Source organism: Variovorax sp. F042 (assembly GCF_057814215.1).
In genome coordinates, this window is sequence record NZ_JBVASX010000011.1 from 162,164 (window position 1) to 175,835 (window position 13,672).

The following is a 13,672-nucleotide window of genomic DNA, read 5'->3' on the forward strand; positions in this document are numbered from 1 at the left end:
AGCGACACGCCGGTGAAGCACTTCAGGAAATCTTCATGAATGCCGAAGCAGCCCTTCAGGTGGGGCCCGGACACTGGAGCGACTCCTCACCACACAGAAACGGAACACCGACGTGAATCGATCGCCCACCCTCCTGGCCCCTCGCGACCAGCCGGATCGCAACCGCCTCCGGCGGCGGGACATCCTCCATGCCATGGCACTGACCAGTGCTGCAGGGCTCGCCGCCTGCGGTGGTGGCGGCGGCCGCGGCGGCGTTGGCATCGGGCCCGGCATTGGCACGGATGCCAGTCCTGCTGCTCCCGCCGCTGCCGGCCCAGGTGCCAACCCGGATGCCCCCCCGAACACCAACCCGGGTGTTGGCGATGGAAGCCCAAGGAACGACAGTGGCGAAGGCAAAGTCTCCGTCATCGACCGCCGTATCAAGGTCTCGAGCTCGCCCGAAGTCTCGCTGCAGGTGCGCGACTGGCAGCCGCCCCGCAGCACCGGCCCGGTCTTTGTATTTCTGCCCGGGCTTGGCGCCAACGCGCGCAGCTTCGACGGCCTCGCACCCGCACTGGCCGCCAAGTCGCGCGTGATCGCGATCAGCCGCCGCGGCTACGGCCTCTCGGACAAGCCGCTGCCCGTGAAGACCGCCACGCAGTACTACGAGGTGGACACGCTCGTGGCCGACCTGAAGGCCGTGCTTGACGCCCTCGGCGTACGGCGCGCGGTGCTGGGCGGCCATTCGATCGCAGGCAACGAGCTCACGCGCTTCGCGGGCCTGTATCCCGAACGGACGCAGGGCCTGATCTATCTCGACACGACCTTCGATTACACGGTGGGCGCAGACAGTGGCGGCGAGGACGTACCGACGAACTCACTGCTCGAAGAACCCAAACCGAAGCCGGAGAACGGCCGCTCGCTGCAGGCTGCCATCGCCTTCTCCCGCCGCAATTCGAAGAACTGGTGGCCTGTGCTGGAAGCGAACCTGCGCGACAGCCTCGACATCCATGCCGACGGAAGCGTGAGTCTCAACACACCCAGCGAAGTGAATGACGCCATGGAAACAGCCGCCCACTCGTTCTCGCCCGACTACAAGGCCGTGCGCGCACCTTCGCTGGTCGTGACCGCCCTGCCTGCGGACACCCGCGACATGTTCCCGTGGCTGGAACTGCCGCTCGATGCCAAGACGCAGAAAGATGCCTCGGACTACGTGCGCATGATCCGTAGCGCGGCCATCACGAATTCGAACCAGCTCGTGGCGGCGCTCAACACCCCGAACCGGCTGACCCTCGACAACAGCAACCACACCGACTTCTTCATGGAGCGCGAGGCCGATGTGCTGCGTGCCATCCAGTTCATGACATGGGCTTGAGCCATGCCGATGCCTTTCAAGCGCGCAGCAGCTTGATCAACGCAGCGAGCTCCTCGCCGCCGAGCCCTGCCGCATCGGCCCGCTGGAAGAGTCCCGCGGCGAAGGCCGGAAACTCGGTGTTGATGCCCGACGCCTGCGCCGCCTGCAGGATGCGCTGCGTTGCCTCGACCGAGATGCGCATCGGGCTCTGCGAGATGCTGAAATCGCCCGACTGGATGACGGAGCCCTCGTGCTGAAGAAAGCCCGCGAAGGTCGGCATGATGCCCGCGACGATGCGGCCGTATTCCGCCACGTCGAAGCCTTCGTGCTCGGCAATGCGCGCGCCGTGGATGAAACCCAGCATCGTGCCGTAGATGGTGGAGAGCGTAGCGAGGTCCATGGCCGCCGCGGCGCTCGCCTTCTCGCCCAGGTAGACGATGCCGCCGGCCAGCACCTTCAGCCACGGCTCGGCCTCGTCGAACACGTGCTTTGCGCCGGACACCAGCAGCGGCGTATCGGGCCGGCCCATCTGATCCGGCGCGGCCTGGATCGCGCCTTCGAGATACGCAGCGCCGTGGCGGTGAGCCCAGACCTCTGCATCGCGCGCGTCCTGCGGGCTGCCGGTGGTCAGCTGTATCAGCAGGCGGCCGTCCATGGCGGCCGCGACTCCGTCGAGCGCGAGGATCGCATCGGCGCCCCGGTAGTCGTAGACGCACATCACCGCGACGCGGCTCGCACGCAACGCCTCGCCCGCACCGCGTGCGAGCACAGCGCCCTTCGCGACCAGCGCATCGGCCTTGCCGGGCGTGCGGTTCCATACCGTGACCTCATAGCCCTGATCGAGATAGAGCTGCGCGATGGTGAAACCCATCGAGCCCAGGCCCAGAACGGAAACTCGCTTGTTGTTCATGACGATTCGACTACTGTCTGTGAAGATGGTCGAATCGTAGAAATTTCGCTTCCATATGGTCAAGTACCTACAATAAAGTCAGGTACTTACCAAAACGTATGTATTGGGTATTTACGGGGCATTCCACGGATAAGAAATGAAATCTAAGAAACCCTACAACTGCGGCATCGGGCCTGCGTTCGACGTCATCGGCGGCAAATGGAAGGCCGTCATCCTCTGGGAGCTGAACGCGCAGGCCTATCGCTTCGGCGAGCTCAAGCGGCTGCTGCCCGACATCAGCGAGAAGATGCTCATCCAGCAGCTGCGCGAACTCGAAACCGACGGCATCGTCCATCGGGAGGTATTCCACGAAGTGCCGCCGCGCGTGGAGTACTCGGCAACCAAGCTGGGCGCCACGCTCAATGCGGCACTCGGGCCGCTGGCCGATTGGGGCGACCGCAATGCCAAGCGCATTGAAACCGCACGCGCGAAAGCCGAAGCGGCCAAGTAGGCCGGCACACCGGGAGCACCGAATGTCGTTGCGGAAGATTTCATCGGCCGTTCTGCTGGCCACGTCGGTGGCGTGGGGCCTCGCGCAGGCGCAGTGCGCGCCCTCGCCCATCTACGCCGGCCCGCCGATGCGCTCGGCGCCCGAAGCTGTATGGCAGAAGGACTTCAAGCGCTCCATCGACGGCGAGTTGCCTGTCGAGCTGCAGAAGGCACTCGGCGACGCGCTCGACAAGATGCTCGCGCACATTCCCGCTGCCAGCGTGGCTGTCGCGATTCCCGGCGAAGGCATCTGGTCCGCCACGCGCGGCCTGGCGCGCAAGGAACCGCCGCAACCCGTCGTGCCCGACCAGCCCTTTCAGGTCGCGAGCACCGCCAAGACCTTCACGGCCGCTGTCGTGCTGCAGCTCGTCGAGGAAGGCAAGCTCAGGCTCGACGACACCATAGACAAGTGGTTTCCCGACGCGCCGAATGCGAAGCTCACAACCATCGAGCAACTGCTGCGCCACACCAGCGGCCTCGTGAGCTTCAACGCGCTACCGTCGCTGGGAACGGCCTACCGCACGCCCGCCGACGTCATCGCACTCGGCATGTCGCAAAAGCCGCAGTTCTGCCCCGGCACGAATTGGAGCTACACCAACACCGGCTACGCAATGCTCGGAGTGATCGTCGAGAAGGTGGACGGCGCGCCGTTCGCAGACGTGCTCACGAAGCGGCTCATCAAGCCCCTTGCGCTGAAGCACACAGCCATGCGCAAGCCGGGCGTCGAACTGCCCGTCGCCACGGGCCATGCAGCCGGCCGACCAATCGACGCACCGGACCAGTACGCCACGCCCTATGCCGCGGGTGCACTGGCATCGACCACAGGCGATCTCGCGGTGTTCTGGCACGCATTGCTCGCGGGCAAGGTGCTGCCCGGCGAAGCGGTACACCGCATGTTCACCGGCATGCCCGCCATGCTCGGCCCCTATGTCGGGAGCAACGCGTTCTATGGCATGGGCGTGCAGCTCTACGACGTGCCCGACGGTCCCGGGTTGATGCTCGGGCACAGCGGCGGCATCGAGGGCTTCACGAGCATCGTGGCCTACGTGCCGGCCGACGATGTGTACATCGCCGTGTCGTTCAACGAGAAGAAGGTGCCGGCCGAAGCCGGCCTATGGGCGCTGCTGCGCGCGGTACGCACCTACCGCGTGCTGCATTGACGATGCGGCGGTAGCTCAGTCCGCCCAGCCGGTCTCGATCTCGGTCTTCACCTCGGTCATGAGCTTGTGCACAGGGCACTTGCCGGCCACGCGCAACAGTTCGTCGCGCTGCGCCGCCGTCAGGTCACCGCTCAGCCGCAGGCCCGACTTGAGGCGGTAGACGCCCTTGCGCTCCTCGCTGTCGTCGCGGTCGACCACGACCTCGATGTCTTCCACCGGAATGCCCTTGCGCCGCGCATAGATCAGCACCGTGAGCGCCTTGCAGGCCGCGAGCGATGCGTCGTACAGGTCATGCGGCTCGGGACCGGCGTCGCTGCCGCCGCCAGCGGGCGATGCATCGACCGGAATCTCGTGGTTGCGGATCTTCAGGATGTGGCGCGTGCCGGTGGTGCCGTCGCGGTGGATCGAGATCGTCATGCAGATGTCCTTGGTAGGGAGTTGCGGTTCAGGAGGAAAGCGTCTTCACGTACAGGATGGTCGTGAACCCGCTGTGCCATTCGAGATCGGGATAGCGGTCGGCCTCGCGGTAGCCGAGCGCGAGGTAGAAGCCCTGGCTCTGCGTGTTGAAGGTGTCGGTTTCGAGCCGTGCGAGCGCCACGCCGTCGGCGCGCATGCCGTCTTCCGCGAAGGCCATCAGGGCGCGGGCGATGCCCTTGCGCTGGTGCTCGGCCGGCACGTGCAGCGCATGCACGAAGTCGTGCTCCCAATGGACCATGCCGACCACCTCGCCGTCGATCTCCGCCACGAAGAAGGCCGGTCCCATCTCGTCGATGTAGCCCACGGGCTCGCCGCTCTCCTTGTAGGCCTTCGCGGCCTCGGGCGTGAGCTGCGGCAGCCAGGTGCCGGCGAAGGTGTCGTCGAGGATGGCCTTCACCGCGTCGAAGTCGTCGAGGCGCCAGGGCCGGATGGCGATGTCGGGAATGTCGTGGTTCGTGCTCATCGGTTCAGCGGTCGACGGCCAGCATCAGCGTTTCCTTGATTTCTTCCATCACCACGTAGCTGTGCGACTCGGCCGCCACCGGCAGCTTCTTCAGGATGTCGCCCAGCAGGTGCCGGTACTCGCTCATGCCGCTGAGCCGCGCCTTCACGAGGTAGTCGAAGCTGCCTGACACCAGGTGGCATTCGAGCACCTCGGGCATGTGAAGCAGTTCCTTGCGCACCTTGTCGAACACGTCGCCGGACTTGGCCGAGAGCTTGATCTCGACGAACACCAGCAGCGTCTTGCCCAGCGCCTCGGGCGACACGTGCGCGTGGTAGCCCGTGATGACGCCGTCGCGCTCCATGCGCTTCACGCGCTCGGCGCAGGGCGAGGCCGACAGGCCGATGTGCTCGGCCAACTCGGTCATGGAAACACGGCCCTGGCGCTGAAGCAGGTCGAGGATCTTGCGGTCGATTCGGTCGAGTTCGGGCATTTCACTTCGCGCGCGGCTTTGGACGATTGGCGGCAGTGTATTTCACTGCCAAACGTCTGAAAACAATGGAATCCACTGCATTGTGCACTTTAGATTCCACTCATTCCATCTGAATCAGTGAATACACCATGAAAGTCATCGTTCTCGGCGGCGGCGTGATCGGCACCACCACGGCCTACTATCTCGCGCGCTCTGGCGCCGAGGTCACCCTGCTCGACCGGCAGGCCGGCCCCGCCGAGGAAACCAGCTTCGGCAATGCCGGCCAGGTGTCGCCGGGCTACTCCACGCCGTGGGCCGCGCCGGGCATTCCGCTGAAGGCGATCAAGTGGATGTTCAAGAAGCACGCGCCGCTGTCCATTCGCCCCGACGGCACGATGTTCCAGCTGCGCTGGATGGCCGCGATGCTGCGCAACTGCTCGCCCGAGGCCTACGCGGTGAACAAGGAACGCATGATGCGCGTGGCCGAATACAGCCGCGGCTGCCTGCAGCAGCTGCGCGCCGACACCGGCCTGCAGTACGAGCAGCGCACCGGCGGCACGCTGCAGCTGTTTCGCACGCAGGCGCAGCTCGACGCGGCGCAGCGCGACATCGCGGTGCTCGAAGAATGCGGCGTGCCTTACGAACTGCTCGACCGCGATGCGCTCGCCGGCGTCGAGCCCGCGCTGGCCGGCGCGCGCGACCGCCTCACAGGCGGCCTGCGCCTGCCCAACGACGAAACCGGCGACTGCCACCTGTTCACGCGCGGCCTTGCCGAAATCGCGCGCGGCTTGGGCGTGGATTTCCGCTTCGGCCAGACCATCGACGGACTGGAAACCGACGGCAACCGCATCACCGGCGTACGCACCACCACCGGCAAGATCCTTACGGCCGACCGCTACGTGATGGCCTTCGGCAGCTACTCGCGCGCCGCCATCGCCTCGCTGGGGCTCGACATCCCGGTGTACCCGGTCAAGGGCTACTCGCTGACCGTGCCGCTGCTCGACGAATCGCTCGCGCCGCAATCGACCGTGCTCGACGAGACCTACAAGGTCGCCGTCACGCGCTTCGACAATCGCATCCGCGTGGGCGGCATGGCCGAACTCGGCGGCTTCGACCTGCGCCTGAACCCCAACCGCCGCGCCACGCTCGAGAAGGTCGTGACCGACCTGTTCCCCGGCGGCGACGTGCCGCGCGCCACCTTCTGGACCGGCCTGCGCCCGATGACGCCCGACAGCACGCCCATCGTCGGCGGCACGCGCTACGGCAACCTGTTCCTCAACACGGGCCACGGCACACTGGGCTGGACCATGGCCTGCGGCTCGGGCAAGCTGATCTCCGACATGGTGATGGGGCAGCGTCCGGAGATCCGCACCGACGGTCTTGCGATGGACCGCTACGAACAGGGCTCGTCACGCGCAACGCGCCCGAACCCGGCGACTGCTCCTGCTTGATGCGGAGGCCGCTCAGGCGGCCTTTGCAATCGGAATCACGGCACTGCTCATGCCGCGATAAACCTCCGCCTCGCCATGCTTCGCCAGCAGCTGCATCAGGTGCTTGCGAATCAGCATGCCGGGCCGATCGGACTCCATCGAATACTCCACGCCGCGCCGGCGCGTATCGACCAACGCATCGGGGTCGGTCGATTCCAGGATGTCTTTGTCCTCGCGCGTCACCGCATCGTCGAAGTCGATCAGCATCTGCGCGGTGCAGTCGGCCTCGGTGTCGTTGCGGAACAGCCATTGGCACAGCTGCATGCGACCATCGTCGATGGGCGTGAAGCAGTTGATGATGATGTGGCGCACGCCGCTCGGGTACTCGATGTCGAGCCGGCGCGAGAACGGCAGGAAGTAGGCGTTGCGCATGTGGCGCGTGGTGATCGGGTCGGTCACGCCGCTGATCGCATGGAACTTCACCGGGTTGGTCGCTTCGATGACCGTCTCGGCATAGAAGCCCGATTCGTTTTCCACCAGCTCGTACTTGCTCGGCTTCGGGCTCGCGGCCACGCCGAAGGTGGCGCGGTGCACGAAGCTGAAGTGCGAGTTGTCGAAAGAGTTTTCGAGCGCGCGCATCGGACTGGTCTGCCACTCTTCGTAGAACTGGAAGATGGTGCGGTAGCCCGGGTCGTCGAATTCGGGAATGGCGGGAATGTCGGCAATGGGCTCTTCGAGCGCCACCCATGCATAGCCATAGCGCGCGGTGCAGCGGTAGGCAGCGGTGCGGTACTCGGGCGAGATCTTGCGATCTGCTTCGTACTGCGGAATGCGGATGACCTGCCCACTGCGGTCGTACGTCCAGCCGTGGTAGCCGCACTGGATGGCGCCGGTGCCGCAGGCCTGGCCTTCGCTGTCCACGCACCAGCCCTTCGACAGCTTCGCGGTGCGGTGGCAGCAGCGATCGCGCAGCGCAGCGGGCTGGCCGTCGGAATCGATGAAGAGAACGATGTCTTCGCCCAGCAGCCTGAAAGGCTTCGGGCCCTGTGCCAGTTCGGTGAGCGGCATGACGGCATGCCAGAACTTGCGGAAGACGGGTTGTTGGGTAACGAGCATGCGCGGACTCCTTCTTTGTTGCGTGGGGACGAACGTGAAAGAGCAATTTCCTGCCTGGATGCGTGGGCATCGCGCGGCTGAACGCTTCTACTCTGCGCAACATGCCTTGCAAATTGCGCGCCCGGATTTTGCGCCCGGCCAGGCTGCCCCTCCAAGCCCTCACCCTCAATGCCCGAGCAAAATGCTCGAAAGGGCCCTTGGCATGCGTCGTGCATGACCTGCTGCAAGAGTAGAAGCGTTCAGCAGCGCACGCACCACGAACGTGCGCCCGCCCGGAAATTGCTCTTGAAACGCCTTCTGCCCTGCGCAGGGGGATTCAAGACCCGAAGCTTCCGAGGCCCCACATGCAACGTCGATCCTTCCTCGCGGCCAGTGCCGCCACCCTTGCCGCCCCTGCCGTCTTCGCTCAAGGCAGCAACGGCAAGCTCACCCCGCTAAAGTTCACGCTCGACTTCCGCATCAACGGGCAGACCTCTCCCTTCTTCCTGGCGCTGGCCAAGGGCTACTACAAGGACGAGGGGCTCGACGTGAGCATCGACACCGGCGCCGGCTCGGTCGCCTCCATCACTCGCATTGCCAGCGGCGTCTACCAGCTGGGGCTGGGCGACATCAGCTCGCTGGTCGAGTTCAACGCGCAGAACCCCGGCACGCCGATGGTGCAGGCCGTGTACCAGTACTACAACCGTGCACCGTTCGTGATCATCGGCCGCAAAGACCGCGGCGTGACCGGCGACTTCAAGAGCCTCGCGGGCAAGAAGGTCGCGGCGGCGGCCGTCGAATCGACACGCCGCGCCTGGCCGATGGTCGCGCGCAAGCAAGGCATGCGCGGCGACGCCTTCCAGTGGCAGACCACCGACTTCAGCGCACGCGACAACGTCATGGTGCGCGGCGACGTCGACGCCGCCACCTACTTCCACGACTCGGCCGTTTCGCTGTTCGCGCGCATGAAGCCCGAGGAGCTGTCGGTGCTCAAGTACGCGGACGCGGGCATCAACCTGTACGGCAACGCCATCCTCGCGAGCAGCAACCTCATCGCGCAGAACCCGAAGGTAGTGGCGGCCTTTCTGCGCGCGAGCAACCGCGCCATCGTCGAGACCTTTGCCAATCCGGCGCCTAGCATCGCGGCCATGCGCCAGCGTGAGCCCATCCTCGACGAGAAGATCGAACTCGAGCGCTGGGGCATCACCGCGCAATACGTGGGCGCGGCCGACACGCGCGGCCACGGTCTTGGCGATATAAAGAAACTCACGCTCGAACAGCAGGTCGACGAAGTGGCCGATGTCTTCGGCCTCAAGGTCAAGCCCGCGTCCGACGCCATCTTCAACACTTCAATGCTTCCATCGCGCAGCGAACGCTCCCTCCCCAAGGCATGAACTCCAACAGCGACAACACCACCACCTATCCCGCCGAAACCACGCTCGACGAACGCGACGGGCGCTACCTGCGCAAGGCCATCGTCTGGTCGCATGCAGCGCGCCGCCGGGGCAACCGGCCCTTCGGCTCGGTCATCGTCTCCGCCGCCGGAGAAGTACTGGCCGAAGCCGGCAACAGCAATGCCGAAACCGGCGACTGCACCGCCCATGCCGAAGTCAACGCACTGCGCGCGCTGGCCGGGCGCAAGCTCTCTCGCGAAGAACTCGCGGGCGCCACGATCTACGCATCGGGCGAGCCCTGCGTGATGTGCGCCGGCGCCATCTTCTGGTCGAACATCGGGCGCGTGGTGTTCGGCATCGATGCCGAGCGGCTGCGCGTGTTTCGTGGCGAGCGGCAAGACCAGCGCGATGCCGAGCTGTCGTGCCGCGACGTGTTCCGCGCCTCGCCGCATCCCATCGAATGCATCGGGCCGGCGCTGATCGACGAAGCGAGTGCGGCCCACGACGGCGCCTGGAAGATCTGAGACACCGCAAGCGAGCGCACTAGACTCGCTGCATGCCCTGGCACGCCCGTCTCCATCTCGCTTACCAACAAGAAGCCGCCCGCACCGTCGCCCGCTTTCGCCATGACGGTCCGCTGCGCATCCTGCAAAGCCTGTACCCCGAGGGCGACACCGTCTGCCACAACGTGCTGGTGCATCCGCCGGGCGGGCTGGTGGGCGGCGACACGCTCGACATCGACATCGAGGCCGCCGACGGCAGCCACGGACTGATCACCACGCCCGGCGCCTCGCGCTTCTACCGCTCCGAAGGCGAGCTGGCGCTGCAGCGCACGCGCATCCGCCTCGCGGCCGGCGCGCGGCTCGAATGGCTGCCGCTCGAAGCCATCTGCTACAGCGGCTGCCAGGCGGAGAACCGGCTCTCCATCGAGGTCGCGCCCGGCGCCGAGCTGATCGGCTGGGACGTCACCGCGCTCGGCCTGCCGAACGCCAACCAGCCCTTCGAGCGTGGCACCTACCTGCAGCACATCGAGGTGCCCGGCGTGTGGCTGGAGCGCGGGCGCATCGACGCGGCCGACCACCGGCTGCTGCAAAGCCCCATCGGCCTCGGCGGCCACCGCTGCATGGCCTCGCTGTTCTTCGTGGCGGGCTCGCCGGTGGCGCGCGCCCGGCGCGATGCCTTGCTTGCACAAGCCCGCACGCTGCTCGAAGCAAGCCCGCTGTTCGACAGCGCCGGCGCCACCAGCCCGCACCCCGAAGTGGTCGTGCTGCGGGTTCTGGCACCCGTGGTCGAGCCCGCGACGCAGCTGCTGCGGCAGGTCTGGCAGGCATGGCGCAGCGAGCTGTGGCAGCTGCCCGCGGCCACGCCGCGCATCTGGGCGACCTGAGGCCGATCTCCCTCCGATCCCCGCGCCGAGGGGCGAATCTGTAGGCACTGTCTGACGGACAGCCGCGTTGCAAAGGCGCAACCTGATTCTTTTGCCCAGCGGATGACGAGGATCGGCCATGTCTCCTGACGACACTCCCGACGCGAACACGCAGCTTCACCGGCACCTGGCGCGCTTCAACGCCGAGCGACTCAGGCTCGGCAGCCCCTCGCCCCAGTGGCAGGACGACCTCGCCCGCGAGCATGCGTGCCGCCTGCTCGAAGGCAAATACCTCGAAGCCCTGCGCGCTTCGGTGCAGGCGGCGGCAGTGGCATCGGCCGGCAACGCGGGCCACTTCATCGGCTGGTTCGAATCGCTGGCGCACACCGGCCCCGGCCAGCATCACCCGCTGTTCGACTGGCTGGCCGACGAGGCCACGCTGCCGCAGATGCGCTGGTTCCTCACGCAGGAGGCCGCGGGCGAGGCCGGCTTCGAAGACCTGCTGGCCTATACCCAGGTCAAGCTGCCGCCACAGCCCAAGCTGGAATGCGCGCGCAACTTCTGGGACGAGATGGGGCACGGCAAGCAAAGCGCCATGCACGGCCAGATGCTGGAGCACATGGTGCGCGAGCTCGACCTGCACCCGGCCATCGACACCACCGTGTGGGAGTCGCTCGCGCTCGCCAACACCATGGTCGGGCTGGCGACCACGCGCAGCTACGGCTACCACTCCATAGGCGCGCTCGGCGTCATCGAGCTCACGGCGCCCGGGCGCGTGAAGCAGGTGGCGGCCGGCATGCGCCGATTGGGCCTGAGCGGCCGCGCGCGCTCCTACTTCGACCTGCATGCAGCGCTCGACGTGTCGCATTCGCGCGCATGGAACCGCGAGGTGATCCGGCCGCTGGTCGAGGCCGATCCGGCCTGCGGGCAGTTCATTGCCGAAGGCGCGCTGATGCGCCTTGTCTGCGGCGAACGCTGCTTCGAGCGCTACACCGCCGAACTGCGGCACGCCGAGGAGGCCACCGCATGCTGAACGCGGCCGGCGTGCTGCGCCAGGTGGCGGCCACGGGCTACCGATTCACCACGGTCACCCCGCTGACCCACCAGCGCGTGCTCGCGCGGCGCGGGCGCGAGCCGGGCGCGACGCTGCGAGACATCTTCGGCTGGAACCTGTCGTTCGAAGCGCGCGCGGTGCCGCCGGAATTGCTGGCCGACATGGAGCGTGCCGGCATCGTGCGGCACACGGGCTCGCTGCTGCGCAGCACCGTGCGCATCGCCAGCCTGGGCGACGACCTGTTCTTTCATTCAGCCTATCCGACGGTCGAGGAGAACGCGGTGTTCTTCGGGCCGGACACCAGCCGCTTCGCGCGCTTTCTCCACCACGCGCTCGCCCGGCGCAAGGCGCAGCCTCATGTGCGCGTGCTGGACGTGGGTTGCGGCAGCGGCGCGGGCGGCATCGCGGTGGCGCGTGGGCTGGCGGCCATGGGCACGCAGGCGACCGTCGTGATGAACGACATCAACCCGCTTGCGCTTCAGTACACGGCCATCAATGCGGAAGTGGCCGGCATCGCCGTCACGCTCGCGCAAGGCGATGCGCTGTCGGCGGTCGAGGTCGAATTCGATCTCATCGTGTCGAACCCGCCTTACCTCGACGACGGCGCGCAGCGTGCCTATCGCCACGGCGGCACGCGGCTCGGGCGAGCGCTCAGCGTGCGCATCGCGGCCGAGTCGCTGAAGCGGCTGGCGCCGGGCGGGCAACTGCTGCTCTACACCGGCGTAGCCATGGTCGATGGCGAAGATCCGTTCCTTGCCGAACTGCAGTCCCTGCTCGCAGCACCCGGCTTCGACTGGTCGTATGCCGAGATCGACCCCGATGTGTTCGGCGAGGAGCTGGAGCGGCCGGTGTATGCGCACATCGACCGCATCGCCGCAGTCGGCCTCATTGCCACCCGCGCAACGGAGGCTGCGTGATGGCCGCCGGGCTCGACTTCGGCGTGGACACCGGCCGGCTGGCCGTGGTGCGCGAATGCAGCGTGCTGGAGCGCATGCCCAAGTGGCTCATCTGCGTGCCGCTGGTGGTGCAGTGGCTGTGGCTGTCCTTGCGCTACGGCGGCACGACCGTGCCTTCAGCGGCCAACCCGCACCTCACCTCCGGCGGGCTGGTGGGCGAAGGCAAGCTCGAATATTTCCGCGGCATGGGGCCGCTGGCGCGCTCGGTCACGGCCGACTACTGCGCGGTGTTCAACGACGGCACGGCAACCGAAGACTCGCTGCGGCACACCATGGCCAACGGCGGTCTAGCGTTTCCAGTGGTCGCCAAGCCCGACCTCGGCCTGTGCGGCTACGGCGTGCGCCTGCTGCCCGACATGGCAGCGCTGCTGGCCTACCTGGCCGTCTTTCCTCGCGGTGAAACGGTCGTGCTGCAGCGCTACCTGCCACAGGAAGGCGAGGCCGGCATCTTCTATGCGCGCGACCCCGACACTGGCAAAGGCCGCATCATCGGCCTGGCGCTGCGCTACTTCCCGCGCGTGACGGGCGACGGCCGCAGCACCGTGGCGCAGCTCGTGGCGGCCGACGTGCGCGCCCGCCGCATCGCGCGCTCGCCGCGCCACGAATGCAGCGTGCCGCCCGACAGCGTGCCCGCGGCCGGCCAGCAGGTGCGGCTGGCCACCATCGGCTCGACCCGCGTGGGCGGCCTCTACCGCGACGGCGCGGCGCTCATCACGCCCGAGCTCGTGCGCGCCATCGACGCCATCGCGCGCGACATGCCCGACTTCCGTTTCGGGCGCTTCGACGTGCGTTACCAGAGCCTGCGCGAACTCGGCGCCGGGCGCGGCTTCACCATCATGGAAATCAACGGCGCGGGCTCCGAAGCCATCGAGGCGTGGGACCCCGACACCGGCGTGGTGCAAGGCTTTCGCATGGTCTTCGCCAAGCAACGGCTGCTGTTCGCCATTGGCGCCGCGCAGCGCAAGGCCGGCGTGCGGCCCATCGGCCTGCTCGCGCTCGCACGGCTCAACCGGCGGCAGAACCGCCTGGTCGACCGCTATCCGCCCTCCAACTGA

15 protein-coding genes are annotated in these 13,672 nt (G+C 67.0%); 10 read left to right on the plus strand and 5 right to left on the minus strand.

The window, feature by feature from the left end; genetic code table 11:
• Positions 1-193: 193 nt before the first annotated feature.
• Positions 194-1,354, plus strand: a complete 1,161-nt coding sequence (locus ACZYSP_RS27030; RefSeq protein ID WP_093058109.1) for an alpha/beta fold hydrolase — start codon at positions 194-196, stop codon at positions 1,352-1,354.
• 16 nt (positions 1,355-1,370) lie between these two features.
• Here ACZYSP_RS27030 and ACZYSP_RS27035 read toward each other — a convergent pair whose 3' ends face one another.
• A complete protein-coding gene (locus ACZYSP_RS27035; RefSeq protein WP_489017612.1) occupies positions 1,371-2,243 on the minus strand; it encodes an NAD(P)-dependent oxidoreductase in 873 nt (290 codons plus the stop codon).
• A 136-nt stretch (positions 2,244-2,379) separates the two neighbouring features.
• Here ACZYSP_RS27035 and ACZYSP_RS27040 point away from each other — a divergent pair, with 136 nt between their 5' ends.
• Positions 2,380-2,733 carry a winged helix-turn-helix transcriptional regulator gene (locus ACZYSP_RS27040; protein WP_093058107.1) on the plus strand — a complete coding sequence of 118 codons (354 nt, stop codon included), beginning with the start codon at positions 2,380-2,382 and terminating at the stop codon, positions 2,731-2,733.
• A gap of 22 nt (positions 2,734-2,755) precedes the next feature.
• On the plus strand, positions 2,756-3,931 hold the full coding sequence (locus ACZYSP_RS27045) for a serine hydrolase domain-containing protein (protein ID WP_489017614.1): 1,176 nt from the start codon (positions 2,756-2,758) through the stop codon (positions 3,929-3,931).
• Positions 3,932-3,946: 15 nt separating this feature from the next.
• Here the strand turns inward: ACZYSP_RS27045 and ACZYSP_RS27050 are convergent, their stop codons facing one another.
• The 3 genes from ACZYSP_RS27050 to ACZYSP_RS27060 are packed head-to-tail and all read right to left on the minus strand — an operon-like array spanning position 3,947 to position 5,343.
• A complete protein-coding gene (locus tag ACZYSP_RS27050; protein WP_489017616.1) occupies positions 3,947-4,348 on the minus strand; it encodes an OsmC family protein in 402 nt (133 codons plus the stop codon).
• Between the two features lie 28 nt (positions 4,349-4,376).
• Positions 4,377-4,871 carry a GNAT family N-acetyltransferase gene (locus ACZYSP_RS27055; protein WP_093080611.1) on the minus strand — a complete coding sequence of 165 codons (495 nt, stop codon included), beginning with the start codon at positions 4,869-4,871 and terminating at the stop codon, positions 4,377-4,379.
• 4 nt (positions 4,872-4,875) lie between these two features.
• A complete protein-coding gene (locus tag ACZYSP_RS27060; protein ID WP_093058103.1) occupies positions 4,876-5,343 on the minus strand; it encodes an Lrp/AsnC ligand binding domain-containing protein in 468 nt (155 codons plus the stop codon).
• A 128-nt stretch (positions 5,344-5,471) separates the two neighbouring features.
• Here ACZYSP_RS27060 and ACZYSP_RS27065 point away from each other — a divergent pair, with 128 nt between their 5' ends.
• Positions 5,472-6,773: a D-amino acid dehydrogenase gene (locus ACZYSP_RS27065; protein WP_489017619.1), complete on the plus strand. Its 1,302-nt coding sequence runs from the start codon at positions 5,472-5,474 to the stop codon at positions 6,771-6,773.
• Positions 6,774-6,785: 12 nt separating this feature from the next.
• On the opposite strand, the gene ACZYSP_RS27070 is transcribed toward ACZYSP_RS27065, so the two are convergent.
• Positions 6,786-7,868, minus strand: a complete 1,083-nt coding sequence (locus tag ACZYSP_RS27070; protein WP_093080616.1) for an aromatic ring-hydroxylating dioxygenase subunit alpha — start codon at positions 7,866-7,868, stop codon at positions 6,786-6,788.
• A gap of 344 nt (positions 7,869-8,212) precedes the next feature.
• On the opposite strand from ACZYSP_RS27070, the gene ACZYSP_RS27075 reads away from it, so the two are divergent.
• The 6 genes from ACZYSP_RS27075 to ACZYSP_RS27100 all read left to right on the plus strand — a co-directional run bounded on the left by ACZYSP_RS27075 (position 8,213) and on the right by ACZYSP_RS27100 (position 13,672).
• Positions 8,213-9,241 carry an ABC transporter substrate-binding protein gene (locus ACZYSP_RS27075; RefSeq protein ID WP_489017621.1) on the plus strand — a complete coding sequence of 343 codons (1,029 nt, stop codon included), beginning with the start codon at positions 8,213-8,215 and terminating at the stop codon, positions 9,239-9,241.
• On the plus strand, positions 9,238-9,765 hold the full coding sequence (locus tag ACZYSP_RS27080; protein ID WP_489017623.1) for a nucleoside deaminase: 528 nt from the start codon (positions 9,238-9,240) through the stop codon (positions 9,763-9,765). The genes ACZYSP_RS27075 and ACZYSP_RS27080 overlap by 4 nt, the downstream gene beginning before the upstream one ends.
• A 32-nt stretch (positions 9,766-9,797) precedes the next feature.
• A complete protein-coding gene (locus ACZYSP_RS27085) occupies positions 9,798-10,628 on the plus strand; it encodes an urease accessory protein UreD (RefSeq protein ID WP_489017625.1) in 831 nt (276 codons plus the stop codon).
• Positions 10,629-10,746: 118 nt separating this feature from the next.
• Positions 10,747-11,640: an iron-containing redox enzyme family protein gene (locus tag ACZYSP_RS27090; protein ID WP_489017627.1), complete on the plus strand. Its 894-nt coding sequence runs from the start codon at positions 10,747-10,749 to the stop codon at positions 11,638-11,640.
• Positions 11,634-12,578, plus strand: a complete 945-nt coding sequence (locus ACZYSP_RS27095) for a methyltransferase (protein WP_489017629.1) — start codon at positions 11,634-11,636, stop codon at positions 12,576-12,578. Before ACZYSP_RS27090 ends, ACZYSP_RS27095 begins: the two co-directional genes overlap by 7 nt.
• Positions 12,578-13,672: a hypothetical protein gene (locus ACZYSP_RS27100; RefSeq protein ID WP_489017631.1), complete on the plus strand. Its 1,095-nt coding sequence runs from the start codon at positions 12,578-12,580 to the stop codon at positions 13,670-13,672. Before ACZYSP_RS27095 ends, ACZYSP_RS27100 begins: the two co-directional genes overlap by 1 nt.